This is a genomic window from Streptomyces sp. MMG1121 (assembly GCF_001280015.1).
In the GTDB taxonomy this organism is placed as follows: domain Bacteria; phylum Actinomycetota; class Actinomycetes; order Streptomycetales; family Streptomycetaceae; genus Streptomyces.
Genome location: NZ_LGDV01000226.1, coordinates 230,775 through 255,844 on the forward strand (window position 1 = coordinate 230,775; position 25,070 = coordinate 255,844).

Annotated in this window: 23 protein-coding genes and 1 tRNA gene; 8 read left to right on the top strand and 16 right to left on the bottom strand. The window is 70.9% G+C overall.

The window, feature by feature from the left end:
• Window positions 1–228: 228 nt before the first annotated feature.
• Both ADK64_RS34220 and ADK64_RS34225 read left to right on the top strand, forming a co-directional pair.
• The gene (locus ADK64_RS34220) at window positions 229–1,284 is read left to right on the top strand and encodes a LacI family DNA-binding transcriptional regulator (RefSeq protein WP_053665554.1); all 1,056 of its coding nucleotides are present in this window, start codon (window positions 229–231) and stop codon (window positions 1,282–1,284) included.
• Between the two features lie 108 nt (window positions 1,285–1,392).
• Window positions 1,393–1,884, top strand: a complete 492-nt coding sequence (locus tag ADK64_RS34225) for a nuclear transport factor 2 family protein (RefSeq protein ID WP_053665556.1) — start codon at window positions 1,393–1,395, stop codon at window positions 1,882–1,884.
• Between the two features lie 10 nt (window positions 1,885–1,894).
• Here the strand turns inward: ADK64_RS34225 and ADK64_RS34230 are convergent, their stop codons facing one another.
• On the bottom strand, window positions 1,895–2,893 hold the full coding sequence (locus ADK64_RS34230) for an SDR family NAD(P)-dependent oxidoreductase (protein WP_053665558.1): 999 nt from the start codon (window positions 2,891–2,893) through the stop codon (window positions 1,895–1,897).
• Between the two features lie 50 nt (window positions 2,894–2,943).
• Window positions 2,944–4,110: a UDP-N-acetylglucosamine--N-acetylmuramyl-(pentapeptide) pyrophosphoryl-undecaprenol N-acetylglucosamine transferase gene (locus tag ADK64_RS34235; protein WP_053665560.1), complete on the bottom strand. Its 1,167-nt coding sequence runs from the start codon at window positions 4,108–4,110 to the stop codon at window positions 2,944–2,946.
• A gap of 63 nt (window positions 4,111–4,173) precedes the next feature.
• Between ADK64_RS34235 and ADK64_RS34240 the strand changes: the two genes are divergently transcribed.
• Window positions 4,174–4,890 (top strand): response regulator transcription factor, encoded by a 717-nt coding sequence (locus ADK64_RS34240; RefSeq protein WP_053665563.1) that lies wholly within the window; start codon window positions 4,174–4,176, stop codon window positions 4,888–4,890.
• Window positions 4,887–6,317, top strand: coding sequence for a HAMP domain-containing sensor histidine kinase (locus ADK64_RS34245; RefSeq protein ID WP_053665565.1), 1,431 nt, complete (start codon window positions 4,887–4,889; stop codon window positions 6,315–6,317). Before ADK64_RS34240 ends, ADK64_RS34245 begins: the two co-directional genes overlap by 4 nt.
• A 16-nt stretch (window positions 6,318–6,333) precedes the next feature.
• Here the strand turns inward: ADK64_RS34245 and ADK64_RS34250 are convergent, their stop codons facing one another.
• The 5 genes from ADK64_RS34250 to ADK64_RS34270 form a co-directional block, all read right to left on the bottom strand.
• Window positions 6,334–6,924, bottom strand: a complete 591-nt coding sequence (locus ADK64_RS34250; RefSeq protein WP_053665567.1) for a TetR/AcrR family transcriptional regulator — start codon at window positions 6,922–6,924, stop codon at window positions 6,334–6,336.
• Window positions 6,925–7,099: 175 nt separating this feature from the next.
• A tRNA-His gene (locus ADK64_RS34255) sits at window positions 7,100–7,172 on the bottom strand.
• Window positions 7,173–7,277: 105 nt separating this feature from the next.
• Complete coding sequence (orn, locus tag ADK64_RS34260; protein WP_053665569.1) at window positions 7,278–7,880, bottom strand: oligoribonuclease; 603 nt, start codon at window positions 7,878–7,880, stop codon at window positions 7,278–7,280.
• Between the two features lie 142 nt (window positions 7,881–8,022).
• A complete protein-coding gene (locus ADK64_RS34265) occupies window positions 8,023–9,228 on the bottom strand; it encodes a helix-turn-helix domain-containing protein (RefSeq protein ID WP_053665572.1) in 1,206 nt (401 codons plus the stop codon).
• Window positions 9,229–9,605: 377 nt separating this feature from the next.
• A complete protein-coding gene (locus tag ADK64_RS34270; protein ID WP_199829785.1) occupies window positions 9,606–9,887 on the bottom strand; it encodes a hypothetical protein in 282 nt (93 codons plus the stop codon).
• Between the two features lie 337 nt (window positions 9,888–10,224).
• Here ADK64_RS34270 and ADK64_RS34275 point away from each other — a divergent pair, with 337 nt between their 5' ends.
• Together ADK64_RS34275 and ADK64_RS34280 are read left to right on the top strand one after the other, a co-directional pair.
• Window positions 10,225–10,752: a universal stress protein gene (locus ADK64_RS34275; RefSeq protein WP_053665574.1), complete on the top strand. Its 528-nt coding sequence runs from the start codon at window positions 10,225–10,227 to the stop codon at window positions 10,750–10,752.
• Window positions 10,753–10,876: 124 nt separating this feature from the next.
• Window positions 10,877–11,437, top strand: coding sequence for a GPR1/FUN34/YaaH family transporter (locus ADK64_RS34280; RefSeq protein ID WP_053665576.1), 561 nt, complete (start codon window positions 10,877–10,879; stop codon window positions 11,435–11,437).
• Between the two features lie 79 nt (window positions 11,438–11,516).
• Here ADK64_RS34280 and glmS read toward each other — a convergent pair whose 3' ends face one another.
• On the bottom strand, window positions 11,517–13,334 hold the full coding sequence (glmS, locus tag ADK64_RS34285) for a glutamine--fructose-6-phosphate transaminase (isomerizing) (RefSeq protein ID WP_053665578.1): 1,818 nt from the start codon (window positions 13,332–13,334) through the stop codon (window positions 11,517–11,519).
• Between the two features lie 24 nt (window positions 13,335–13,358).
• A complete protein-coding gene (locus ADK64_RS34290; protein ID WP_053665580.1) occupies window positions 13,359–13,616 on the bottom strand; it encodes a hypothetical protein in 258 nt (85 codons plus the stop codon).
• A gap of 176 nt (window positions 13,617–13,792) precedes the next feature.
• Here ADK64_RS34290 and ADK64_RS34295 point away from each other — a divergent pair, with 176 nt between their 5' ends.
• Entirely contained in the window at window positions 13,793–15,358 is a 1,566-nt protein-coding gene (locus ADK64_RS34295) for a purple acid phosphatase family protein (protein ID WP_053665581.1), read from the top strand.
• 18 nt (window positions 15,359–15,376) lie between these two features.
• Here the strand turns inward: ADK64_RS34295 and ADK64_RS34300 are convergent, their stop codons facing one another.
• Entirely contained in the window at window positions 15,377–16,249 is an 873-nt protein-coding gene (locus tag ADK64_RS34300; protein ID WP_053665583.1) for a DUF4429 domain-containing protein, read from the bottom strand.
• A gap of 78 nt (window positions 16,250–16,327) precedes the next feature.
• Here ADK64_RS34300 and ADK64_RS34305 point away from each other — a divergent pair, with 78 nt between their 5' ends.
• Window positions 16,328–17,932 (top strand): beta-N-acetylhexosaminidase, encoded by a 1,605-nt coding sequence (locus tag ADK64_RS34305; protein ID WP_053665585.1) that lies wholly within the window; start codon window positions 16,328–16,330, stop codon window positions 17,930–17,932.
• 58 nt (window positions 17,933–17,990) lie between these two features.
• Here the strand turns inward: ADK64_RS34305 and ADK64_RS34310 are convergent, their stop codons facing one another.
• The 6 genes from ADK64_RS34310 to ADK64_RS34335 all read right to left on the bottom strand — a co-directional run bounded on the left by ADK64_RS34310 (window position 17,991) and on the right by ADK64_RS34335 (window position 25,063).
• Window positions 17,991–19,763: an IucA/IucC family protein gene (locus ADK64_RS34310; RefSeq protein WP_053665587.1), complete on the bottom strand. Its 1,773-nt coding sequence runs from the start codon at window positions 19,761–19,763 to the stop codon at window positions 17,991–17,993.
• Window positions 19,760–20,290 carry a GNAT family N-acetyltransferase gene (locus ADK64_RS34315; RefSeq protein WP_053665589.1) on the bottom strand — a complete coding sequence of 177 codons (531 nt, stop codon included), beginning with the start codon at window positions 20,288–20,290 and terminating at the stop codon, window positions 19,760–19,762. The genes ADK64_RS34310 and ADK64_RS34315 overlap by 4 nt, the downstream gene beginning before the upstream one ends.
• Window positions 20,287–21,570 carry a lysine N(6)-hydroxylase/L-ornithine N(5)-oxygenase family protein gene (locus ADK64_RS34320; RefSeq protein ID WP_053665591.1) on the bottom strand — a complete coding sequence of 428 codons (1,284 nt, stop codon included), beginning with the start codon at window positions 21,568–21,570 and terminating at the stop codon, window positions 20,287–20,289. Before ADK64_RS34320 ends, ADK64_RS34315 begins: the two co-directional genes overlap by 4 nt.
• Window positions 21,554–22,996, bottom strand: a complete 1,443-nt coding sequence (gene desA, locus ADK64_RS34325) for a lysine decarboxylase DesA (protein ID WP_053665593.1) — start codon at window positions 22,994–22,996, stop codon at window positions 21,554–21,556. The genes ADK64_RS34320 and desA overlap by 17 nt, the downstream gene beginning before the upstream one ends.
• Window positions 22,997–23,108: 112 nt before the next feature.
• Window positions 23,109–23,951, bottom strand: a complete 843-nt coding sequence (locus ADK64_RS34330) for a siderophore-interacting protein (protein ID WP_053665595.1) — start codon at window positions 23,949–23,951, stop codon at window positions 23,109–23,111.
• 65 nt (window positions 23,952–24,016) lie between these two features.
• Window positions 24,017–25,063 carry an ABC transporter substrate-binding protein gene (locus ADK64_RS34335; RefSeq protein WP_053665597.1) on the bottom strand — a complete coding sequence of 349 codons (1,047 nt, stop codon included), beginning with the start codon at window positions 25,061–25,063 and terminating at the stop codon, window positions 24,017–24,019.
• Window positions 25,064–25,070: the final 7 nt, after the last annotated feature.

A 25,070-nucleotide genomic window follows, 5' to 3' on the forward strand; every position in this document is an offset into this window, starting at 1 on the left:
TGAAGAGTCGTCGGTTCGGGGCGGGGTGTCAAGGGAGCGGGCAAGGGCAACCGCGTTCGTTTATTGGCTCGTTGACAGAGTCTCACCTGAGCCCGTCCGGCGTTCGAGGGCGAGGCCGAAGGCCGGCAGCGCAGGTCTGGAGGCGGCGGCCCGGGGACGGCGGGGGTGACGCGCGGTGCTGTTACATTCCAGGCCAGCTAGAACATTCGCGGCGGAGAGGCGGAGCCCATGGCAAGCCACGGAGCGCGGGGCCGGAGCGGGGGGCGGCCCACGCTCGAGGAGGTCGCGGCCCGGGCCGGCGTCGGCCGGGGCACGGTCTCGCGGGTGATCAACGGCTCGCCCCGGGTCAGCGACGCCACCCGCGCCGCGGTCGAGGCGGCCGTGGCCGAACTGGGTTACGTCCCCAACACCGCGGCCCGCGCCCTCGCGGCCAACCGCACCGACGCCATCGCGCTCGTCGTCCCCGAGCCGGAGACCCGCTTCTTCGCGGAACCCTACTTCTCGGACATGCTGCGCGGGGTGGGCGCCGAACTCGCCGACACCGAGATGCAGTTGCTGCTGATCTTCGCGGGCAACGACCGGGAGCGCCGCCGCCTGGCGCAGTACCTGGCGGCCCACCGGGTCGACGGCGTGCTGCTGGTCTCGGTCCACGCGGACGACCCGCTCCCCGACCTGCTGGCCCAGCTGGAGATCCCGGCCGTGATCAGCGGCCCGCGCTCGGCCGGCGAGACGCTCACCTCGGTGGACTCCGACAACTACGGCGGGGCCCGCTCGGCCGTGGAACACCTGCTCGCCCGCGGCCGCACCCGCATCGCCCACATCACCGGCCGCCTCGACGTCTACGGCGCCCAGTGCCGCGTCGACGGCTACCGCGACGCCCTGCGCGACGCGGGCCACCCGGCGGACGAACTCCTCGTCGAACCGGGCGACTTCACCGAGGAGGGCGGTCGCCGCGCCATGTCCGTCCTGCTGGACCGGCACCCCGGCCTGGACGCGGTCTTCGCCGGCTCGGACGTGATGGCGGCCGGCGCCCGCCAGGTGCTGCGCGAGGCGGGCCGCCGTATCCCCGAGGACGTGGCGCTGATCGGCTACGACGACTCCGCCATCGCCCGCCACATGGACCCCCCGCTGACCAGCGTCCGCCAGCCCATCGAGGAGATGGGTCGCGCGATGCTCGGCCTCCTGCTCACCGAGATCGCCGACCGCCGCCCGGCCGCCTCCCGGGGGCTGGAGCGACGGCATGCGGTGCTGCCGACGAAGCTGGTGACGCGGGCGTCGTCGTAGCGTGCCCCCGTGCCCCCGTGTTCAGAAGCGGCCCCAGGGCACGAAGCGGCGAGGGCGACGTAGACCAGGTCCACCGCCACCAGGGGGTACTCGTGCCGTCGGACGCGGGTGAGCGCGGCACCGGTCGCCTACGGCATGACCGGCTCCGTGGGCGGCGCCGAGGACCTCGTACAGGACGCCTTCCTCGGGCTGACCCGGGCGCGGCGGGCGGAGAGCGCGCGGCTGGCCGACCGGTTCTTCGCGGCCGCCGCCGGCGGCGACCTGGACGCCCTGCTCAGCATGCTCGCCCCCGACGCGGTGTTCCAGGGCGACGGCGGCAAGGCGCAGGCCCTCGCGGCGTCGGCGACCGGGCCGCGGCGGATCGGCCGGCTGCTCGTCGGCGGCTTCCGCCGGGTCCGGGCACTCGGCGCCGTCCTCGAACCGGCCTGGGTCAACGGCCGCCCGGGAGGGGGCACGTACGACGCCGAGGGCCGCGTGGCCAGTGTGGTCGTGCTCGACATCGCCGACGGCGCGGTCCGAGCGGTCCACGCCGTGTCCAACCCCGACAAGCTCGCTCACCTCGGACCGGTGTCCGGCATCGGACTGCTGCCGGGACGGTGACCCGCCGGGTTCAGACCGCGTAGCGCCCCGGCGCGAACAGGTGGAGGTTGCCGTGGATCCAGTCGGAGGTACGGCGCAGGCCCTCGTCGAGGGTGACCTCGGGCTTCCACGACGCCCAGGTACGCGCGCGGGAGTTGTCCGACAGCAGGCGGTGGACCTCGCTGCCGGCCGGGCGCAGCCGCGCCTCGTCCACGACGATCTCCGCGTCCTGCCCGGAGACGGCGATGAGCTTGCGCGCCAGGTCCCCGATGGCGATCTCCTCGCCGGTGCCGAGGTTGACCACGTCGCCGAGCGCCCGGTCGCACTGCGCCACGGCGAGGAAGCCGCGGGCGGTGTCGGTGACGTAGGTGAAGTCGCGGGTGGGGGTCAGCGAGCCGAGCCGTATCTCGCGGGCACCGGCGTGCAGTTGGGCGAGGATCGTGGGGATCACGGCGCGGGCGGACTGGCGGGGGCCGTAGGTGTTGAAGGGGCGGACGACCGTCACGGGCAGGTCGAAGGCGTGGTGGTGGGAGAGGACCATCATGTCGGCGCCGATCTTCGAGGCCGAGTACGGGGACTGCGGCTGGAGCGGGTGGTCCTCGCCGATCGGGACGGTCAGGGCGGTGCCGTAGACCTCGCTGGTGGAGGTGTGCACCAGACGCCGCACCTGGTGGCGGCGGCAGGCCTCGGCGATGTTCTCGGTGCCGGTGACGTTGACGGCCACGTAGGCGCCGGGGGAGTCGTAGCTGTACGGGATGCCGATGAGGGCGGCGAGGTGGAAGACGGTGTCGCAGCCGGCCACGGCGTCCATCACCCGGCCCGGATCGCGCACGTCACCCGCGAGCAGCTCCACCCGGGGGTGGTCCTGGAGATGGGCGAGGTAGCCCTTCTCCGCGTAGGGCTTGTAGTGGACGAAGGCGCGCACCGTGGCGCCCTGGGCGACGAGCAGGTCGACCAGCGTGGAGCCGATGAAGCCCTCGGCCCCGGTGACGAGGACGGTACGGCCGCGGAAGAAGTCGGTCGTGGACATGGCAAGACCTTTCATGGGTGGGGGATGGCGCGGAAGTCGGTTCAGGCGGTTCAGAAGGCGATGGGTACGGGGGCCGGCAGCGCGTGGCCCGCGAGGTGGAGCACCTTGCGCGCCAGCCGGTCGGCCGCGTCCCGGTGGAGTGCGCCGACACCGGCCGCCGCGGCGGCGCGGCCCATGGTGTGCAGTCGGCGCGGGTCGTCGAGCAGGGAGCCGGCGAGGGCGGCGAGGGACCCGGCGGTGGTCTCCTCGTCCCGCAGCAGCACACCCGCCCCGATCCCGGTGAGGGTGCGGGCGTTGTGGGTCTGGTGGTCGCCCGGGGCGTGCGGATACGGGACGAGTACGGCGGGCAGCCCGATGGTGGCCAGTTCCGCGACGGTCGCCGAGCCCGCGCGGCACACCAGCAGGTCGGCGGCGGCGTAGGTCCGGTCGATGCGGTCCAGGTAGGCCACCGCCTCGGCGACCCGGTCGGCCCCGGTGGCGCGCAGCCTCGCGCGGGCCTCCTCCAGCGCCGCCGGCCCGGTCTTGATCAGGAGCCGTACGTCGGTGCGCTCCCGCCAGCGTTCGGCGAGCCCGAGGGCCGCCTCGGTGAGCCGGGCCGCGCCCAGGCTGCCGCCGTTGACGAGGAGCAGCCGGGTGTGCGGGGAGATGCCCAGCTCCCGGCGGGCGTCCTCGCGTTCGCCCTCCCGGTCGAGGGCGGACAGCGGGCCGGAGAGCGGCATGCCGACGAGGTCGGGCCGGCCGGCCGCGGGCAGCCGGTCGCCGCCCGCCTCGAAGGCGAGCGCGATGTGCGGGGTGAGCCGGGCCGCGAAGGCGTTGGCCCGGCCCGGCACCGCGTTGGACTCGTGGATGAGGCTGGGCAGCTGCGCGAAACGGGCGCCGAGGATGACGGGGGCGCTCGGATAGCCGCCCATGCCGACGGCGACCTGCGCGCGCTGCTCCCGCAGGACGGTCCGGCACTGGCCTGCGGACTTCAGCAGCGCGGCGGGCAGGGTGAAGCGTTTCGCGCCGAGCGAGCGGTCGAAGGGGATCATGTCGACCGTGTGCAGTCGGTACCCGGCCTCGGGGATCAGCCGGGTCTCCAGGCCGCGCTCGGTCCCGACGAAGGAGATCACCGCGTCGGGCACCCGGCGGCGCAGCGCGTCGGCGAGCGCGAGCCCGGGATAGATGTGGCCGCCGGTGCCCCCGGCACCGATCACGACGGAGAGCGGAGTGTCCATGCCCGGCACGGTCCCGGTCTGTTCTAAGAGGCTTCTAAGAGAGCGGTTTGGCAGGCTGGGGCCATGAACGACGCAGCTCAGGACCAGCCCCTCGGCGCCGGACGCCTGCTGGTGGTGGACGACGACCCCGAGGTGCGGGCCGCCCTTGAGGACGGACTGGCGCTGGAGGGCTTCACGGTCCGGGGCGCGGCGGACGGACACGCGGCGCTGGCGGCGGTGGCGGACTGGGAGCCGGACGCCCTGGTGCTGGACGTGATGATGCCGGTGGTGGACGGGCTGGCCGTGTGCCGGCAGCTGCGCGCGCTGGGCGACCGTACACCGATCCTGGTGCTGACCGCTCTCGACGCGGTCAGCGACCGGGTGGACGGCCTCGACGCGGGCGCCGACGACTACCTGGTCAAGCCGTTCGCGCTGGACGAGCTGGCGGCCCGGCTGCGCGCCCTGCTGCGCCGGGCTGGCCCCGGCGAGACACCCCAGCCGGGCGGGCTGCGCTTCGCCGACCTGGAGGTGGACCCCGAGAGCCGCTCGGCCGTGCGGGCGGGACGGCGGCTGGAGTTCACCCGCACCGAATGGGCGCTGCTGGACCTGCTGCTGCGCCACCCCGGTCAGGTCCTCGAGCGGGAGACGATCATGCGCTGGGTGTGGGGCCGCGACCTCGGCCCGGATTCCAACTCGCTGGCCGTCTACGTCGGATATCTGCGCCGCAAACTGGAGGCCGGGGGCGCCTCGCGGCTCGTCCACACCGTGCACGGCGTCGGCTACGTGCTGGACGAGCGATGACCCGGACCCGCGCACCCCGCGCACTCCGCGCGTCCCAGGCACCCCGTCGGCACCGCCGCCCTCCACTGCGCCGCCGGCTGGCGCTCACCGCCTCCGCCGCGGTGGCCGGTGTGGCGCTGGCGGTGTGCGCGGGCGCGTACGCCGTCACCGTCTACACCCTGAACCGGCAGTTCGACCTCCAGCTCACCCAGGCGGCGACGCTGGCGATCCAGCAGCACCAGGGGAACGGGCCCGGCGTGCAGGCCGGCGAGTGCCGCTACCTGGCCGCGCCCGCGTGCGCCCAGCTCGTGCCCGCGTCGGCCGCGGACGACCCGCGCGCGAGCTATCTGCTGCCCGTCACCGCCACCGTGCGCCAGGTCGCGGGCCGGCATCGGGCGCCGTACTACAGCACGGCCTCGGTGGCCGGTCACCCGGTGCGGGTGCTGACCACTCCCGCCGGCGAGGGGCAGGCCATGCAGGTGGCGCTCCGCTCCGACGGGGTACGACGGGCCGAGCGCCAGGTCGCCGGGCTGCTGGCGGTGATCGGCGGGGCCGGTGTGCCAGTGGCCGCGCTGCTGGGTTACTGGGTGTCCCGCTCGGGGCTGGCTCCGGTGACCCGGCTGACCTCGACGGCGGAGCGGATCACCGCCACGCGCGATGCCGGGCACCGTATCGAGCTGCCGCCCGGACCGCGCGGCCGGGAGGACGAGATCACCCGGCTCGCGGTCAGCTTCAACACCATGCTCGACGCCCTGGAGGAGTCCCTCGCGGCCCAGCGCCGCCTGGTCGCCGACGCCTCGCACGAACTGCGCACCCCGCTGACCGCGCTGCGCGCCAACGCGGAGATCCTGCTGAGGGCGGAGCGGCTGACCCCACGCCAGCGGGAGCGCGCGACGGGCGCCCTCACCCGTCAGCTGCGGGAGGTGACCAACCTCGTCAACGACCTGATCGACCTGGCCCGCGACGAGGAACCGCAGCAGGCCCTGGAGCTGGTGCACCCGACGGCCCTGCTGGAGCACGCCGTGGCCGCCGCCCGGGACCACTGGCCGCACCTCGACTTCGTGCTCGACACCGACCCCTCGGCCGCCGCCATGCTGGCGGCCGCCGTCCCCAGCCGTCTGACGAGGCTGTTCTCCAACCTCCTGGACAACGCGGCGAAGTTCTCCCCGGCCGGCGGCCGGGTCGAGGCGGCCGCGCTCCGGTCACCGGGCGACGCCCGGCTGGAGATCACCGTCCGCGACCACGGCCCCGGTATCGACCCCGCCGATCTGCCCCATGTCTTCGACCGCTTCTACCGGGCCCGCACCGCTCGTGCCCTGCCGGGCTCCGGCCTGGGCCTGGCCATGGCCCGCCAGATCGCCCACACCCACGGCGCCGAGCTGACGGCACATCAAGCCCCGGGCGGCGGAGCCCTGTTCCGGCTGCGGCTGCCCGCCGGCGCGGCCTAGGCACACTGAGGGAGACTTATGCGGCCCGCGGCCGTACCGCCTCCCAGCCGTTCTCCAGCAGGTCGAAGGCCGCGTTCACGGCGGCGGCGGGGTCGCCGGCGGGGCCGGCGAGGGCGCGGGCCTCCAGGGCGAGATGGGCCAGAGCCGCACAGGCCGGGTCGTCGGCGGGGGCGCCGGTGTCGGCCGCGATCGCCCCGGCCAGGGCGCGGGCGTGCCGCAGCCACATGCGCCGGTGGTACTCGGCGAGCGCCGGGGTGGCGTCGATGAGCCGCCGGAACGCGGCCAGCTGTTCCTCGTGATCGCTCCGGAACGCCCGCGCGCCCAGCATGTGGGTGCGCAGCGCGGTGAGCAGCGGGGTGTCGGGCGCGCGGTCGCGCACGGCCGCGACCAGGGCGGACTCGACGTCCGTGTCCTGGTCGAAGAGCAGCGCCTCCTTGCCGGGGAAGTGCTTGAAGAGGGTCGTGGTGGAGACGTCGGCCGCCTCCGCGACGTCCCGGATGCTCACCGCGTCGAAGCCGCGCTCCAGGAACAGCTCCAGTGCCGCGTCCGCCAGTGCCTGGCGGGTCGCGGCCTTCTTGCGTTCGCGGCGGCCCATCGTCTCCGTCATGAGCCGTAGCGTACCCAGGTTCGGTTGTCGTGGAAAAAAAGTTGACTCGTTGCACTCGGGCTCGCTGTCGGTGTCCGCCCGAACCCCTGCTGCCGCCGCGTGTGTTCAGCGGCACGGCGAAAACGAAACAGCCGGTGATTCCGTCTTGCGACGGAATCACCGGCTGATCGGTGAGGGTGAGTGACGGGACTTGAACCCGCGACATCCTGGACCACAACCAGGTGCTCTGCCAGCTGAGCTACACCCACCATGACCGGCAGTGGAACTTGTCGTTTCCCCGACCGGCCGAGAAGAAGTCTACAGGGTCCGAAGGGGTGCTCGCGCACAGGTTTTCGCGCGGGCCCCCGGGCGGCCTACTGCGCGGGCAGGACGTGCTTGGCGGCGATCGCCTTCGCGGTGTCGGAGTCCGGGCCGGGCTGCGGGACGAAGACGGCCTCGCGGTAGTAGCGCAGCTCGGCGATCGACTCGCGGATGTCGGCGAGGGCCCGGTGGTTGCCGTTCTTCTCCGGGCTGTTGAAGTACGCCCGCGGGTACCAGCGGCGGGCAAGCTCCTTGATGGAGGACACGTCGACGATCCGGTAGTGGAGGTAGTCCTCCAGGGTCGCCATGTCGCGCAGCAGGAAGCCGCGGTCGGTGCCGACGGAGTTGCCGCACAGCGGGGCCTTGCCGGGCTCCTTCACGTACTGCTTCACATACGCGAGGACCTGCGCCTCGGCGTCCTCGAGCGTCGTGCCGTTCGGGAGCTCGGCGAGCAGCCCGGACGCGGTGTGCATCTGACGCACCACCTCCGGCATCGTCTCCAGGGCCTGGTCCGGCGGGCGGATGACGATGTCCACCCCCTCGCCGAGTACGTTCAGCTCGGAGTCGGTGACGAGGGCGGCTACCTCGATGAGAGCGTCGTCGGACAGCGAGAGGCCGGTCATCTCGCAGTCGATCCACACCATGCGATCGTTCATGCGACCACCCTAAAGCGGACCTGAGCTTTTTAGCTGCCCCCTGCTGGTGCCGGCCTCCGGAGCCGCCGCCCCGGACCCCCACGGCCCGTGCCGAAAAAGACGGAGGGGGCGGGTGTGGGCCCGCCCCCTCCGTACGCCGTGCTCAGCTGCCGTGCCTCGGACCCGGCAGCAGGCTCACCGCTCCGGCCGGGGCGCGGCGGCTCTGGACCGGGACTCCGCTGTCCGGATGCAGCAGGGCAGGCACGGGGCCCACCGGTCCCGGGCCGCCCAGGCCGGCCGGGGCACCGGGCTGGTGCACCGGGGTCTCCGGCTCACCCGGCTTGTCGCCCTGCGGCCGGCGGGCCCGGTAGGCGGCCCGGTAGGCGGCGGGGGACGAGCCGAGCTGGCGGCGGAAGTGCCCGCGCAGCGCGACCGGGGAGCGGAAGCCGCACCGGCCCGCCACCTCGTCCACGCTGTAGTCCGACGTCTCCAGCAGCCGCTGTGCCTGCAGCACCCGCTGCGTGATCAGCCACTGCAGCGGAGCGCTGCCGGTCAGTGAGCGGAACCGGCGGTCGAACGTACGGCGGCTCATGTAGGCGCGTGCCGCCAGCGTCTCCACGTCGAACTGCTCGTGGAGGTGTTCCAGCGCCCAGGCGACGACCTCGGCCAGCGGGTCGGCGCCGATCTCCTCTGGTAAAGATCGATCGAGGTAGCGCTCCTGGCCGCCCGATCGGCGCGGCGGGACCACCAGGCGCCGGGCGAGCGCGCCGGCCGCCTCGTTGCCGTGGTCCGTCCGCACGATGTGGAGACAGAGATCGATCCCGGCCGCAGTACCGGCCGAGGTCAGGACGTCGCCGTCGTCCACGAAGAGTTCTCGCGGATCGACGTGCACGGACGGATAGCGCTTGGCCAGCGTCGGTGCGTACATCCAATGAGTGGTCGCGGGGCGGCCGTCCAGCAGTCCGGCCGCGGCGAGCACGAACGCGCCCGTACACAGCCCTACGATGCGGGCGCCCTCTTCATGCGCGCGGCGGAGTGCGTCGAGCGCCTCCTCCGGCGGCGGTGAGGTGATCGAACGCCAGGCCGGTACGACGACCGTCCCGGCGCGTGAGATCGCCTCCAGCCCATGCGGTGCGGTGAGTTCCAGGCCCCCTGTGGTCCGCAGCGGACCTTCCTCGCCGGCGCACACCAGTAGTCGGTAGCGCGGCACGCCGGCGTCCTGGCGGTCGATCCCGAACACCGACAACGGAATGGAACTCTCGAAGATGGGGCCGCCGCTGAACAGCAGCACCGCGACGATCTCCTTGCGGCGGCGCCCGGAGAGTTTCCGGGCCGCGGCTTCCGGCGCGGCAGTGGAGTCGTGGCTCATACTGCTAAGCCCCCCTCGGTGGTCGCGGCTCCTCGGTTGTGTCGCTCCTGCACGTTTCCCCTCGGTCCTGCACGAGTCCCCCGCCGTAAGTCATCAAGATCGAATCTACTGGCTACCGCGGTCTCACGGTGGCCGGTTCGACACGCCGGAGATTGTCGACATGACAACTTGGCGTGAAGCATTCGATCACGAAGCGTTGCACTCACGGGGGGTGTAGGGAAGTGCGCCTTGTCGCGGTGGCCGAAGCGCGTAGGGTGCGCAGTCGTCCGTAGACCCTTTCCGTGCAGGTCAAACGGGGGTTGGAGGGTGGTCAGGACCCCCCTGGGGTGACATTGAGAAGTTGGCTGAAAAGAAACCTTCGGGAGTATGGAAACAGGTCAGTCGACCGGTGTCCGCCTCCTGGTGTGACGTCTGCCGCTTTGCGTGCCGGAACGTTGGGCACAGCGCGCCGCGCACCGTTCCGAGCGGCGCAGCAGGACCCGGCACGCGGTCGTGACGGCGACCAGCCCCAGGGCGGCCCCCGCCGCGCCGGCGAGCGAGGTGCCGTACCAGACCAGGACCACGGGGACGAGGACGCAGCTGAAGGCGGCCCAGCGGATCACCTCGCTCGCGCTGTCCGGCACGGTGCGCGGCTCGAAGCTGTGTCGCGGTCCGGGCATCTCGTACTCCCCTTCGTGCCCCCTGGGGGTACCCCCGGGGGATGGCTCACCGGGTTCAACGCCCGTTCGACCGGTCGGTCACCGGCCGTACGTCTGTGAATGCTGAGCAAACCGCCTGTACGGGGCAGCAACCATTGCGTTACGGGCGCGGCTCGTGCATGCTCCGGTGAACCCCTACGGACGTCGGGGGACCGATTACGGAGCGTGCGCGGGATCTGGGCTCGGGAGGCGTGCCGCCGTACCCTTGGGGGTATGGGCTTGGGAAGATGTTTCCCGGACACAGCTCCGCCGCACTCTGTCGTCCCCTCCCATAAAGGATCACAACGCCGAGACAGCCATGGCCGGTCACGAATTCTTCGAACCCGCGGACCGCAAGCGGCCCGTCGCCGATCCCACGGCGTCCGAGCCCCTGGCGGCGGAAGAGTCACGCCCCTCCTGCGACCCCGCCTTCCGGCACGGAGTCGTCGTCGGCTTCGACGGCTCCACCTCCAGTGAGCGTGCCCTCGCCTACGCGATCGGCATGGCCCACCGCTCCCACGCCGGTCTGATCATCGTCCATGTCGCCAACCGGCTGCCGTCCACCGTGTGGGCCGGCTGCGAGCCACCTGTCTTCGTCGACGTGCCGGATCACCGCACCGAAGTCCTCGGGCTCGAACTGGCCTGTGCGGACTATCTGGCCGAGGTGCCCTGGATCCTGGTCGAGCGGGGCGGGGACATCTGCCACGAACTCGAAGAGGTGGGGCGGGAGTACGAGGCCGACGCGATCGTCGTCGGTTCCACGCACGGCATCGTCGGCCGGATCTTCGGCTCCGTGGCCGGGCGGCTCGCCAAACGGGCGCGACGACCCGTGATCGTCATTCCGTAGGGTTTCCGGCCCAACTCCCTTTGTGCAGCGCGAAACTACTCGCGCGTAGAGGTGGTTTGTGCCCTTGTGAAGGGCATATATCAGTCACCGCGCAACTGCACAGCATGCATGAAGGGAGCCCGCCGTGGACAACGAAGTCTCCGCGGGAAGCACAAGCACAACGGTGGTGGGCCGACTCGCCCTGGGGATAACCCTGTTGGCGTTCGGTCTCGGTACGACTGGCGTGATTCACGGCGTGGCAGCGTCCGACGCCGTGTCAATGGCCCACTACGTGGGCGGAGTTGCCCTGTTCCTCGTCGGCCTGCTGGCGTTCCGGGACCGGGACGGCGCCTCCGGTACGGGCTTCGTGGCGCTCGGTGCCCTGTGGTTCACCTGGGCGGTCGGGACGCACTCTTCGGCCGACGCGGCCGGACTCTTCCTCCTCCTGTTCGCCCTCGTGGCACTCACCCTGACCCTGGCGGGCGGCGACAGCCTCGGTCAGGCCATGCACGGGCTGCTGTTCCTGGCGATGCTGGTGCTGGCCGTCGCGGCCTTCGCCGACAGTTCCTCCCTGACCAAGGTCGGAGGCTGGGTCGCCGCGGTGTCCGGTGCGGTGGCCTGGTACGCGGCGACGGCGAGCCTGGCTCACTGGCCGACGACGCTTCCGGGGCGTGCCGCCCGCCGGGGGGTGACGGCCACCGGCTGATCCGCAGCGGCACGGAAAGGACCCCCACGTGTCTGGTGGCACACGTGGGGGTCCGTTCCGTGGTCGTGCTCCCGGGGAGTTACTCCACCGTGACCGACTTGGCCAGGTTCCTCGGCTTGTCTATGTCCCGGCCCAGGGCCTTCGCCGTGTGGTACGCCAGCAGCTGGAGGGGGATGCCCATCAGGATGGGGTCCAGTTCGTCCTCGTTCTTCGGGACGACGATCGTCTGGTCCGCCTTCTCCTGGTGCTGGTGGGCCACCGCCAGGATCTTGCCGCTGCGGGCCTTGATCTCCTCCAGGGCCGCGCGGTTCTTCTCCAGCAGGTCGTCGTCGGGGACGATCGCGACCGTCGGCAGGGCCGGCTCGATCAGGGCCAGCGGGCCGTGCTTCAGCTCGGAGGCGGGGTAGGCCTCGGCGTGGATGTAGGAGACCTCCTTGAGCTTCAGGGAGGCCTCGCGGGCCACCGGGTAGCCCCGCACGCGGCCGATGAAGAGCATCGAGCGGGCCTCGGCGTACAGCTCGGCCAGCTCCTTGATCTGCTCCTCCTGCTTGAGGATCTCGGTGATCTGGTCGGGCAGCTTGCGCAGGCCCTCGATGATCCGCTTGCCGTCGCGCACCGAGAGGTCACGGGTGCGGCCGAGGTGCAGGGCGAGCAGGGCGAAGGCGACCGTGGTGTTCGTGAAGCACTTCGTGGAGACCACGCAGACCTCCGGGCCCGCGTGGACGTAGATCCCGGCGTCCGCCTCACGCGCGATCGCCGAGCCGACCACGTTGACGACGCCGAAGACCCGGGCGCCCTTGCGCTTCAGCTCCTGGACGGCCGCGAGGACGTCGTAGGTCTCACCGGACTGGGAGACGGCGACGTACAGGGTGTCGGGGTCCACCACGGCGTTGCGGTAGCGGAATTCCGACGCCGGCTCGGCGTCCGCGGGGATGCGGGCCAGCTCCTCGATCATCTGGGCGCCGATCATGCCCGCGTGGTACGAGGTGCCGCAGCCGAGGATCTTCACACGGCGGATCTGCCGGGCCTCGCGCGCGTCCAGGTTGAGGCCGCCGAGGTGCACGGTGGAGAAGCGGTCGTCGATGCGGCCGCGCAGCACGCGGTCCACGGCGTCGGCCTGCTCGAAGATCTCCTTGTGCATATAGGTGTCGTGGCCGCCCATGTCGTACGACTCGGCCTCCCACTCCACCGTCGTGGGCTCGGCGGTGGTGCGCGTGCCCTCGGTGGTGTAGGTACGGAAGTCGTCGGCCTTCAGGGTGGCCATCTCGCCGTCGTCCAGGGTCACTATCTGGCGCGTGTGCATGACCAGCGCGGCGATGTCGGAGGCGACGAACATCTCCTTCTCGCCGATGCCGAGGACGACCGGGGAGCCGTTGCGGGCCACCACGATCCGGTCGGGGAAGTCGGCGTGCAGCACGGCGATGCCGTACGTGCCCTCGATCACCCGGACCGCCTGGCGGACCTTGTCCTCCAGCTTCTCGGCCGTGGCGCGGGCGATGAGGTGGGTGAGCACCTCGGTGTCGGTCTCGGAGAGGAACTCGACACCGTCCGCCTCCAGCTTGCGGCGCAGGTCGGCGGCGTTGTCGATGATGCCGTTGTGCACGACGGCGACCTTGTTGTCGGCCGACATGTGCGGGTGGGCGTTGACGTCGGAGGGGGCGCCGTGGGTGGCCCAGCGGGTGTGGGCGATGCCCGTGGTGCCCTTGAAGCGCGCCGGGACCTTGGCCTCCAGGTCGCGCACCCGTCCCTTGGCCTTGACCATCTTCAGGCCGGCCGCCTTCGGGGAGGTGACGACGATGCCCGCGGAGTCGTAGCCGCGGTACTCCAGCCGCTGCAGCCCTTCGAGCAGCAGCGGGGCTACGTCACGCTTCCCGATGTATCCGACAATTCCGCACATGTATAGGTGTCCCGTATCCCGTTCTCAGCCGTAGACCATGCGGCGCAGCTGCCTGAGCGTCAGCTCCGGCGGCGCCACCGCCCGGTAGTTCAGGTCCGCCTCGATCCGTTCGAAGATCTCCGCGTTGACCAGGCCCTGGGCCTGCAGTTCGCGGTGGCGGCGACGGACGAAGTCCTGCGTCGTCTCGTCGAAGTAGGCGAGCACGTCCTGGACCACCCGCAGCGCCTCGCCCCGGCTCAGGGGCGTGGACCGCGTCAGATGATCAACAAGTTCGTCGTGCACCCGGTAGATCCTGGGCCACCGGCGCCGGTTTCGCAAGAATCGTGCCCGATATCGGGCAGGAGCCTTGCCGGCGTCTTACCCGGGGCTGTTGGATCTCTGTTCGTACGCTGTCCATTCTGTGTCTTGCGTCTCGTTGCCCGGACCCACGAGTTTCGGACGCCATGGACATTCCTCGTATGGGAGTACCGGACCGGCTCGCCGAGCGCATGAGCATGGCCGAGCAGCACGAGTACCTGCGCGCGAGATTCTCGCGGCGCACCATGATCAGAGGCGGCGCCGTCACGCTGGGTGCCGTCACGGGCGGCGCGTTCGTGACGGGCGCCACCGCTCAGGCGGCCGTACCGGCACAGCGCACCGCCCCCGCCGCCGAGCACGTCGACGGCGCCCTCGTCGCCCCCTTCGGCCGGCACCTCGCCTACGGCACCGACGCACGCACCGAGATGACCGTCTCCTGGCAGGTCCCGGTCGCCGTGAAGAAGCCCTTCATCCGGATCGGCGCCCGCCCCTGGGACCTCTCCCGCAAGATCGAGGCCGAGGTCCGCACCCTCTACACCCCGGCCGGTGTCGGCGCGAGCGGCGACCACACCCAGTACTACCTGCACGCCCGGCTCACCCACCTGCGCCCGGGGCGCACCTACTACTACGGCGTCGGCCACGAGGGCTTCGACCCGGCCGAGCCCCACCTGCTGGGCACCCTGGGCACCTTCACCACCGCCCCCGCCCACAAGGAGCCGTTCACCTTCACGGCCTTCGGCGACCAGGGCGTCAGCTACCACGCCCTGGCCAACGACAGCCTGATCCTCGGCCAGAACCCGGCCTTCCATCTGCACGCGGGCGACATCGCCTACGGTGACCCGGCCGGCCAGGGCAAGTCCACCGACACGGGCTTCGACGCCCGTACCTGGGACCAGTTCCTCGCCCAGACCGAGTCGGTCGCCAAGCAGATCCCGTGGATGGTCTCCTACGGCAACCACGACATGGAGGCCTGGTACTCACCCAACGGCTACGGCGGCGAAGACGCCCGCTGGACCCTGCCGGACAACGGTCCGGACGCGAAGAACCTGCCGGGCGTCTACTCCTTCGTCCACGGCAACACCGCGATCATCTCGCTGGACCCCAACGACGTCTCCTTCGAGATCCCCGCGAACCTGGGCATTTCCGGTGGAACGCAGACAAAGTGGTTCGAGAGCCAGCTCAAGCGGTTCCGGGCCCGTGACGACATCGACTTCGTCATCGTCTTCTTCCACCACTGCGCGTACTGCACGTCCACGGCGCACGCCTCGGAGGGGGGCGTGCGCCAGGAGTGGGTGCCGCTGTTCGAGCAGTACCAGGTGGACCTGGTCATCAACGGCCACAACCACCAGTACGAGCGCACCGACGTCATCAAGGCCGGCGCCGTCACCAAGAAGCTCCCGATCGGCGGCACCGCCTACCCCGAGACCGAGGGGGTGGTCTACGTCACCGCCGGCGCCGCGGGCCGCAGCCTCTACGCGTTCAGCGCCCCGGACTCCTACGAGGGCAACGAGCACGAGGTCGACTCGGTCGCGTCGTTCATCAACACCAAGGACGGCAAGGTGAACGAGACCGTCACCTGGTCCCGGGTGCGTTACCTCAACTACTCCTTCCTGCGCGTCGACGTCACCCCGGCCCCGCGCGGCCGGCAGACCACGCTGAAGGTGTCGGGCATCGCCGAGACCGGTGACCGCATCGACCACTTCACGGTGTCCCGCCGGGCCAAGTAGGCAACCGGCAGGCGGTTCTCACATGCGCCTGAGGACCGCCTGCTTGGCCAGGGTGAACTCCTCCTCGGTGAGCACCCCGTCGCGGTGCAGTTCCCCCAGTTCGCGCAGGCGCCGCAACAGCGCGTCGTGGTCGTCCCCGGCGGGCGCCTCGCCGAGCGGCCGCGGGTCCTGCGGCGCGTCCGCCCCCGCCGTGGCCGGATGCGGCAGCCGCGCCTGTACGGCGGCGGCCACCAGGGCCATCAGCGGGTCCCTCTTGAAGCCCCACAACTCGACCGCGTTCGGGTCGTACTTGGGCGGCGCCGTGCCCGGGGTGCCGCGTACCAGGAAGCGCAGATGCCCGTTCTCCAGCCCGGCAGCCGGCTGCCACTCGACGCCGGTGATGTCCGCGACGGGGATCGTCCGGGGACCGCCGGCGGCCTTGGCGTCCTCCGTCTTCCAGTTCCACTCCAGCCGCACCCGCTCCCCGTCGAAGCTCGCCGAGCCGTCCCCGGCGGCGGCGGACACCGGCAGCGCCGGGCCCGGCAGCAGATAGCCGGTCACCGGCTCCGGTGAAACCCCCTCCAGCAGCAGCGCGTTGCGCACCTCGTCCGCGACGTACTCGGCGACGCCGAACCGGTCGGAGGACACCGTCAGCTGATACGGGTCGTCCGCCTCGGCCAGCCGCCCGCCGGTCGCCTGCGTCAGCGGATCGGCGCCGTCGCGCAGCCGCAGCCTCAGCCGTCCCGCCTTGCGCCCCTGCTCGACGGAGACACCGGTCAACGCCCCGCACGGTATGACGAGTTCGCCCAGCTCACGGCGGAGCAGGCTCACGTTCTTGTCCCGGCCCGGAGTGAGCCGCAGGGCCTCGCCGTCGAAGGTCCAGGTGCCGTCCTTCTGGATGATTTCCGCCATGGAGGGATTGTTTCACCGGATCTGCGGGAGAGTGGTCTCGACCACGTCTGACGTCCCACCCTTCTGAAGGGAGCGCATGTGAGACGGAACCACAGCACGACTCCCCGAACGAGCCGCCTTCTCGGCTCGCTGCTCCTGGTCGCCGCGGCCGGTGTGTTCACCCTCGGCGCGGCCCCCGTGGCGCGTGCGGCGGCGGCACCGACCCCGCTGGACCGGGTGATCCCGGCCCCCGCCTCCGTCCGGGCGGGCGGCACCCCGTACCGCATCACCCGCGCGACCGGCGTCCGTGTCGACGCCTCCGCCGAGGTCCGCCGGATCGGCGCCTACCTCACCGGCATCCTGCGGCCCTCCACCGGTTATCCGCTGCCCCTTACCGATCACGGCACCGGCGGCATCCGGCTGCACCTGGCGAAGGGCGGCTTCGGGGCCGAGGGCTACCGGCTGCAGAGCGGCGCCGGTGGCGTCACCATCACCGCGAGCGCTCCCGCCGGCCTCTTCCACGGTGTGCAGACCCTGCGTCAGCTCCTGTCGCCCGCCGTGGAGAAGAAGACCGTGCAGGCCGGCCCCTGGCGGATCGCCGGCGGCACCGTCGAGGACCGCCCCCGCTACGCCTACCGGGGCGCCATGCTCGACGTCGCCCGGCACTTCTTCACCGTCGCCCAGGTCGAGCGTTACATCGACGAGCTGGCGATGTACAAGGTCAACGAGCTGCATCTGCACCTCAGCGACGACCAGGGCTGGCGCATCGCCATGGACTCCTGGCCGCGCCTGGCCACCTACGGCGGCTCCACCGAGGTCGGCGGCGGAAAGGGCGGGTACTACACCAAGGCCCAGTACCGGCAGATCGTCTCCTACGCCGCCTCCCGCTATCTGGAGGTCGTCCCCGAGATCGACATGCCCGGCCACACCAACGCGGCCCTCGCCTCCTACGCCGGGCTCAACTGCAACGGCGTGGCACCCCCGCTCTACACCGGCACCGAGGTCGGTTTCAGCTCGCTGTGCGTGCCCGACAAGGTCACCTACCAGTTCGTCGACGACGTCGTCCGCGAGCTGGCGGCCATCACCCCCGGCCGCTACATCCACATCGGTGGCGACGAGGCCCACTCCACCAGCCACGCCGACTACGTGACCTTCATGGACCGTGTGCAGCCCGTCGTCGCCAAGTACGGCAAGACGGTCATCGGCTGGCACCAGCTCACCGGCGCCCACCCGGCCAAGGGCGCACTGGCCCAGTACTGGGGCCTGGACAGCACCAGCGCCGCCGACAAGGAACAGGTCGTCAAGGCCGCGCAGAACGGCACCGGGCTGATCCTGTCCCCGGCCGACCGGGTGTACCTCGACATGAAGTACACCAAGGACACCAAGCTGGGCCTCGACTGGGCGGGCCTGGTGGAGGTGCAGCGGTCGTACGACTGGAATCCGGGCGACTACCTCGCGGGGGCGCCGAGTTCGGCGATCAGGGGGGTCGAGGCGCCGCTCTGGTCCGAGACCCTGAAGACGTCCGCCGACATCGACTACATGGCGTTCCCGCGGCTCCCGGGCGCGGCCGAGCTGGGCTGGTCCCCGGCGGCCACGCACGACTGGAACACGTACAAGGTGCGACTGGCCGCGCAGGCCCCGCGCTGGGACGCCCTCGGGATCGGCTACTACCGCTCGCCGCAGGTGCCGTGGCCGGCGCCGTAGGGTGACGGGCCGACGGGCTCCTCCGAGGACCGTACTCAGGGGAGCCCGTCGGACCGGATCAGAACCCCGCGATGGGATTGTTCAGGGTTCCCACCAGCTGGAGGGCGCCGGAGGGATCCGCCAGGTCCACCATCTGCCGGTTGTCGCGCAGCTGGAGCCGGTTGAGGCAGGAGCGCGCGAACCTTGGGGCGAACATGTCGTACTGGGCGAACTTGTCGGCCAGTTGAGGGTTGGCGTCCTGGTACTCACGGGTGACCTCGGCGACCGTCCGCCAGAAGTCGTCCTCCTCCAGGATCCCCTCGGCGGCCAGGTGCGCGGCGAGGAAGCGGAAGAAGCAGTCGAAGACGTCCGTGAAGATCGACAGCAGCTTCTTGTCCTCAGGGACCTCCACCCGGATCCGCCGCACCTCGGGCGGCAGTGCGGCGTCCGGGTCCATCACCGCGATCTCCTCGGCGATGTCCTTGTAGATCGCGCGCCGCACGACCCCGTCCTCCAGCACCAGGACGACGTTCTCGCCGTGCGGCATGAACACCAGGTCGTAGGCGTAGAAGCTGTGCAGGAGCGGGGTGTAGTACGCCCCGAGATACCGGCGCAGCCACTCGGTGGGCGCGAGCCCGGACCGTTCGATCAGCGCGCCCGCGAAGGAGGCGCCGGCGTGGTCCACGTGCAGCAGACAGGCCATGGTCGCGAGGGACTCGCCGTCGCGCAGCGAGGGCACCGGGCTCTCCCGCCACAGCGCGGCCAGCATCTTGCGGTACGGCGAGTAGCGGTCGGTGGCCTGCTCGTACTCCAGGTGCCGGTAGCCCACGGCCGCCCGCTCCCGGATGATCGTCAGGTCCGTCGACTTCAGCACCGGGTCGTTCTCGATCAGCTGGGCCAGCCAGTCGTTGATCGCCGGGGTGGCGTCCATGTAGGCGGCCGAGAGACCGCGCATGAAGCCCATGTTGATGACGGACAGGGCCGTCTTCACATAGTGCTTGTGCGGGTCGCTGCTGTTGAAGAAGGTCCGGATGGACTGCTGGGCCAGATACTCGTCGTCCCCCTCGCCGAGGCAGACAAGAAGCCGGCGGGCCACCTCGGCGGCGAAGGTGACGGACAGCTTGTTCCACCACTGCCAGGGGTGGACCGGGATGAGCAGGTAGTCGGCCGGGTCGAGACCCTGGGCGGTCAGCGTGTCCCGGAACCGCCCGACGGTCTCCTCGCCCAGCTCCTGCCGGATGAAGTCCTCGTACTCGATCCCGACGCCCGCCGTGAACGCGGCCCGCGAGCGGTGCGCGGCCAGCCACACCAGCCGCACCGGGCTCGCGGTCTCCGGGGCGTACGACAGGTACTCGTGGATGCCGAACCCGAGCCGCCCGTTGTTCGCGACGAAGCACGGGTGCCCCTCGGTCATCCCGGTCTCGATCGCCTGGAAGCCGCTCGTGACCAGCTCCGCGGAGGTGACGCGGGGCTTGGTCAGCTTGTAGCAGGTGCCGGAGAGGGTGGAGGAGATCTCCTCCAGGTAGACCGGCAGGACCTCGTCGCTCAGGCCCAGGGAGTCCTTCAGCTCGATGAAGAAGTCCAGTGCGGCGAGCGGGAGTTCGCCGCCGTCGCGGTGCCGGGTCAGGGATGCGGCGTCGACCTGCCAGTGGTCGAGGGCCCGCCGTACGGCGCTGAACCGGTAGGAGGTGAGCCCGTCGTCGCTGCGTACGGCGTACCGTCCGTCGTCGAGGGCCTCGGGCGTGATCAGGCGCTCGTGAGCGAACTCGGCGAGCGCCTTGCGTATGAGCTGCCGGTTGGCGTCCGCCCAGCGCTCGGGGGACAGATGGGCCACGGCGTCGGCGGGCGTCATGCGGCCACCCCCGTCGCCGACAGGAACCGCTCCCGGGTGCAGATGCTCAGCAACGCCTTTTTCTCCGGCTTCTGGATCTCGCGTTCGGGCACGAACCCGACCACTTCGTTCAGGGCGTGGACGGCCTTGTTGGCGACGTCCGGTTCGACGACGACACGCTCGGTCGCCGGGTCCTCGAAGAGGCGGGCCAGCACGGCGGTGATGACGGCTTTGGTGAACCCGTGCACGGGAGTGTCGGTCGCCGGGGTCAGGAAGTGCATGCCGACGTCACCGGGCAACGGCTCATACAGGCCGACCAGTTCGCGGTGCGTGGGGTCGTAGTACTCCATCAGGAAGGCCGGTTCGCCGTCCCGGAGTCCGAGCAGCGCGTGATGGTGCTCGTCGGCCGCGATCTCCATGTAGGCGCGCTCGACGTCGACCAGCGTCGCGTCCTGCATCATCCAGAAGGCCGCTTTGGGGTGGGTGACCCAGCTGTGCAGCAGCTCGGCGTCCTTCAGCGGGTCGAGCGGACGGAAGGTGAAGGTCATACGGCGAACTCCTGGAAAGCGATGGTCTTCTCGACCGGGTAGTACTCGGTGCCGAGCAGCTCACGGATGATGGAGCTGTTGCGGTAGGCGCCCATGCCCAGGTCGGGGCTGGTGATGCTGTGGGTGTGGACGCCGGCGTTCTGGAGGAAGACGCCGCGGCCCGTGGTGTCGATGGAGTAGTTGCGGGCGACGTCGAAGCGTCCGTGGGCGTCGCGGCGCAGGCGGTCGTGGACCGGGGCGAGGAAGGCCGGCGGCGCGTAGTGGTAGCCCGTCGCCAGCACCAGGCCCTCGGTGCGGATCTCGAAGTCCTTGCCCTGCTCGTCCTGGCGGAAGCCGAGCGTGTACGCGCCCTCCTCGTACGCGGCGCTCGTCAGCGAGGAGTTGGTGAGAAGCCGGGTCGGGACCGGACGTCCGCCGCTCTCGACGTTCTTCTGGTAGAGCAGGTCGAAGATCGAGTCGATCAGGTCCGAGTTGATGCCCTTGAACAGCCCCTTCTGCTGCTTCTCCAGCCGGTAGCGGGTCTCCTCGGGCAGGGCGCGGAAGTAGTCGATGTAGTCCGGGGAGGTCATCTCCAGGGTCAGTTTGGTGTACTCCAGCGGGAAGAACCGCGGGGAGCGGGTGACCCAGTTCAGCTCGTATCCGCGTACGTCGATCTCGGCGAGCAGCTCGTAGTAGATCTCCGCGGCGCTCTGGCCGCTGCCGACGATCGTGATGGACTTCTTCGACTGCAGCTCCGCCTTGTGGTGCATGTACTGCGCGTTGTGCAGGAAGTCGCCGCCCAGGCCCTGGCAGGCCTGTGGGACGTAGGGGACCGTCCCGGTGCCGAGGACGAGGTGGCGGGCGCGGTACGTCGTGCCGGTCCGGGTGCGCACGACGTAGTGCTCGTCCTCGTACGTCACCTCGGTGACCGTCGTGCCGAAGCGGACGCTGCTGAGTTTGTTCGCCGCCCAGCGGCAGTAGTCGTCGTACTCGACCCGCAGCGGATAGAAGCTCTCGCGGATGTAGAACGAGTACAGCCGGCCCTTCTCCTTCAGGTAGTTGAGGAAGGAGTACGGCGAGGTCGGGTCGGCCAGGGTGACCAGGTCCGACATGAACGGGGTCTGGAGGTGGGCGCCGTCCAGGAACATCCCGGCGTGCCACTCGAAGTCCGCCTTGGACTCCAGGAAGACGCCGTCCAGCTCGGCGATCGGCTCGGTCAGACAGGCGAGGCCGAGGTTGAAGGGGCCAAGCCCGATCCCCACGAAGTCATAGGTGCGGCTGGCTTCAGGAAGCGCGGTCAAGGGACTCTCCCAGGTACTGCTCGGCGTGGCCGGCGATCAGGTCGAGGACGGCGGCGATGTCGGCCGCCGTGGTCTCGGGATTGAGCAGGGTGAACTTCAGGTAGTGGCGCCCGGAGACCTTGGTGCCCGCGACCACGGCGTCGCCGGAGGCGAACAGGGCCTTGCGGGCGTAGAGGTTGGCGCGGTCGATCTCGGCCGGGTCGGTCACGGCCGCCGGGATGTAGCGGAAGACGAGGGTGGAGAGCGAGGGCTGCACGGCCACGTCGTAACGGGGGTCGGCCGCGAGCAGGTTCCAGCCCTCGGCCGCCAGGTCGCAGACCTCGTCGAAGAGCTGCCCGATGCCGTCGGCGCCCATCACGCGCAGCGTCATCCACAGTTTGAGGGCGTCGAAGCGGCGGGTGGTCTGCAGCGACTTGTCGACCTGGTTGGGGATTCGTTCCTGCACCGCGCGGCGCGGGTTGAGGTACTCCGCGTGGTAGGTGGCGTGCCGCAGGGTCGCCGCGTCCCTCACGAGCAGGGCGGACGAACTCACGGGCTGGAAGAAGGACTTGTGGTAGTCGACCGTCACCGAGTCGGCGCGTTCGATGCCGGCGAGGCGGTCGCGGTACTTCAGGGAGGCGAGCAGCCCGCAGCCGTAGGCCGCGTCGACGTGCATCCACACGCCGTACTGGGCGCAGAGCCCGGCGATCTCGGGGAGCGGGTCGATGGAGCCGAAATCGGTGGTGCCGGCGGTGGCGACGACCGCCATCGGGACCAGTCCGTCCCGGTGGCAGCGCTCCAGCTCGTGGGCGAGGGCGACGGTCTGCAGGCGCTTGTCGTGGCCGACGGGGATCGCGACGACCGAGTCCGGGCCGAGGCCGAGCAGTTTGGCCGACTTCTGCACGCTGAAGTGGCTGACCTCGGAGGCGAAGATCCGCAGTTTGGCGAGGGAGTCGCTCTTGGCCTCCTCCCGGGCCAGCAGCAGCGCCTGGAGGTTGGACTGGGTGCCGCCGGAGGTGAACACGCCGTCGGCGGCGGGCCCGAGGCCGATGCGCCCGGTCGTCCAGTCGACGAGCTTGCGTTCGATGAGGGTGCCGCCGGCCGACTGGTCCCAGGTGTCGAGGGAGGAGTTGACGGCGCAGAGCACGGCCTCGCCGAGCACCGCCGGGATGACGACCGGGCAGTTGAGGTGGGCGAGGTAGCGGGGGTGGTGGAAGTAGACCGCGTCCTTGAGGTAGACGTCCTCCAGCTCGTCCAGGACGGCGGCGGTGTCGCCGAGCGGCCGGTCGAGGTCGATGGCGTCGACTCGGGGGGCGAGGGCGTCGGCGGTGACGCCGGTGAACGGACGGTCGGTGGTGGCGAGTTTCGCCGCCACCCGCTCGACTCCTTCGGTCACGGAGCTGCGGTAGTGCTCCGCGGTGAGGCCATTGAGCAGGTGCGAGCGCATGTGGGGGTCCTCCGAGGGGACAGTCCGTGCCGGTTCAACTTAGGTTAGCCTAACCTAACTTTTTTGGATCAAGGTGTGCGTCACCCGTGACCGGTGTCACGTCAGAGGCGGATCACTCCGCGGCGCGCAGCTGCTCCTCGGTCATCCCCTGCCGCCAGTACCCGACGAACGTCACCCGCCGCCGGTCGACCCCGCGCTCACCCACGAAGTGCCGCCGCAACGCCTTGACCTGCCCGGACTCGCCGGCGATCCACACGTACGGCCGCTCGCAGAGGGGGAGTCGGGCGGCCCGTACGGCGTCGACGGCCATGGGGGACCCGTCGTGCCGCACGAGCCACGTGATCTCGGCGTCCGCCTCGGTCCGCACGTCCTGGATGTCCCCGGCGTGCGGGACCTCCAGCCAGGCCCGGGCGCGCGTACCGGCCGGGAGGGACTCCAGGATCGCGGTCGCGGCGGGTACGGCGGTCTCGTCGCCCCAGACGACGACGAGGGTGGTGTCCTCGGGCGGGCGGAAGCGGATGGCGCGGTTGTCGGCGAGGGCGGGGCCGAGCACCAGGACGCGATCACCGGCGGTGGCACGGGCGGCCCAGCGGGAGGCGGGACCGGCCGGGGTGCCCGTGCCGGGTTCGAGGCCGTGCAGGGCGAAGTCGATGTCGATCTCGTCCGGATCGCGGCGCAGGGCCCGCAGTGTGTACGAGCGCATCACCGCCCGTACGTCGTCCGGGAGTTCACGCCAGCCCTGCCACCAGCCGTCGCCCAGCTCCAGCGGGACGGCCGGCTCGCTCTGGCCGGGGTGCGGCAGGAAGAGGGAGAGGGACTGGTCGCGGCCCAGCGACTGGAACTCGCACAGGTCGCTCCCGCCGAAGGTGACCCGGACCAGAGACGGACCGAGCCGCCTCGTCCGTACGACCTGGAGGGAGAAGAAACGGAACGGGGCGGCTACGGCCGTCGTCATGTGTGGCTCCTGAGATGGGGGATTTCAGGGCTGATGTGCGGTGAACCGGCTGGTCGGCCCGGCGCTCAGCTGACCTTCCTGGCCTTCTCCAGCGCCTCGGCCAGACTCGTCAGCAGCGGCACGCACTTGTCGTACGAGAGGATCGGCTCGGGTGAACGCGCAATGACCTGGCCCGCCTTCACCGCGGGCAGCTTCTTCCAGGTCGCCTTCGTGATGTCGGCGGGCTGCATCGCCGAGGTGCGGTCGTCCATCATGATGATGTCGGCCTGGTACTTGTCGACGTTCTCCCAGCTCAGCGACTCGTACCAGCCGCCGCCCTGCTTCTTCGCGCTCTGCGGGGGCTCGACGAAGTTCACGCCGAGGGCCTTGAAGTACTCCAGGTCGACGGAGAGGTCGGTGCCGGAGACGTAGAAGAGCTGGTCGCTCGCGCTGCCGGCCATCACCTTGAGGCCGGGCTTGGCCTTGGCGGCGGCGCGCAGCCGGGCGGCCGCGGCCTCGAACCGCTTCTTGGCGTCGGTCACCTCGGCGGCCTTCATGTCCGCACCGAGCGACTCGGCGAGGTCCCACATGCGCTGGAGCGGCCCGGTGAGCTGGCGGTCGTAGACGGAGATGCCGACGCTGGGGGCCAGCTCGGCGATCTTCTTCTTCGACTCCTCGGGGACGTACCAGAGGGTGCCGGCGTTGTCGAACATCGTCGTGATCAGCACCTCCGGCGCGAGGGAGGCGTACTTCTCGATGTTGAACTGGCCCCAGGCGTTGCCGAGGATCGTGACCTTGCTGATGTCCATGTCGCCGGCCTGGACGTCGGGCTTGCCGGCGCTGGTCTTCGTCGGGCCGAAGACGCCCTTGACCTGGACGCCGTAGTCGTAGAGGGCCGCGCCGACGCCGGTGAACGCCACGATGTCCGCGGGAACCCTGTCCAGCTTCACGGTCGTGCCGCGGTCGTCCTTGAAGGACCAGGGGCCGGACTTGCCGGCCTTCGGCCCGCTGCCGGAGCCGCTGTCTTTGCCCTTGCCGTCCCCGCAGGCGACGAGCGCGGCGCCGAGCGCGAGGACGCCGCCCGCGGCGAGGACGCCGCGGCGGTTGACACGGGAGACAGGGGCGTTGGGCATGGCTCGG

Coding starts and splice junctions, on each gene's coding strand:
- ADK64_RS34220 (WP_053665554.1), top strand. CDS start 229: ATGGCAAGCCACGGAGCGCGGGGCCGGAGCGGGGGGCGGCCCACGCTC.
- ADK64_RS34230 (WP_053665558.1), bottom strand. CDS start 2,893: ATGTCCACGACCGACTTCTTCCGCGGCCGTACCGTCCTCGTCACCGGG.
- ADK64_RS34235 (WP_053665560.1), bottom strand. CDS start 4,110: ATGGACACTCCGCTCTCCGTCGTGATCGGTGCCGGGGGCACCGGCGGC.
- ADK64_RS34240 (WP_053665563.1), top strand. CDS start 4,174: ATGAACGACGCAGCTCAGGACCAGCCCCTCGGCGCCGGACGCCTGCTG.
- ADK64_RS34245 (WP_053665565.1), top strand. CDS start 4,887: ATGACCCGGACCCGCGCACCCCGCGCACTCCGCGCGTCCCAGGCACCC.
- ADK64_RS34250 (WP_053665567.1), bottom strand. CDS start 6,924: ATGACGGAGACGATGGGCCGCCGCGAACGCAAGAAGGCCGCGACCCGC.
- orn (WP_053665569.1), bottom strand. CDS start 7,880: ATGAACGATCGCATGGTGTGGATCGACTGCGAGATGACCGGCCTCTCG.
- ADK64_RS34265 (WP_053665572.1), bottom strand. CDS start 9,228: ATGAGCCACGACTCCACTGCCGCGCCGGAAGCCGCGGCCCGGAAACTC.
- ADK64_RS34270 (WP_199829785.1), bottom strand. CDS start 9,887: ATGCCCGGACCGCGACACAGCTTCGAGCCGCGCACCGTGCCGGACAGC.
- ADK64_RS34275 (WP_053665574.1), top strand. CDS start 10,225: ATGGCCGGTCACGAATTCTTCGAACCCGCGGACCGCAAGCGGCCCGTC.
- glmS (WP_053665578.1), bottom strand. CDS start 13,334: ATGTGCGGAATTGTCGGATACATCGGGAAGCGTGACGTAGCCCCGCTG.
- ADK64_RS34295 (WP_053665581.1), top strand. CDS start 13,793: ATGGGAGTACCGGACCGGCTCGCCGAGCGCATGAGCATGGCCGAGCAG.
- ADK64_RS34300 (WP_053665583.1), bottom strand. CDS start 16,249: ATGGCGGAAATCATCCAGAAGGACGGCACCTGGACCTTCGACGGCGAG.
- ADK64_RS34310 (WP_053665587.1), bottom strand. CDS start 19,763: ATGACGCCCGCCGACGCCGTGGCCCATCTGTCCCCCGAGCGCTGGGCG.
- ADK64_RS34315 (WP_053665589.1), bottom strand. CDS start 20,290: ATGACCTTCACCTTCCGTCCGCTCGACCCGCTGAAGGACGCCGAGCTG.
- desA (WP_053665593.1), bottom strand. CDS start 22,996: ATGCGCTCGCACCTGCTCAATGGCCTCACCGCGGAGCACTACCGCAGC.
- ADK64_RS34330 (WP_053665595.1), bottom strand. CDS start 23,951: ATGACGACGGCCGTAGCCGCCCCGTTCCGTTTCTTCTCCCTCCAGGTC.
- ADK64_RS34335 (WP_053665597.1), bottom strand. CDS start 25,063: ATGCCCAACGCCCCTGTCTCCCGTGTCAACCGCCGCGGCGTCCTCGCC.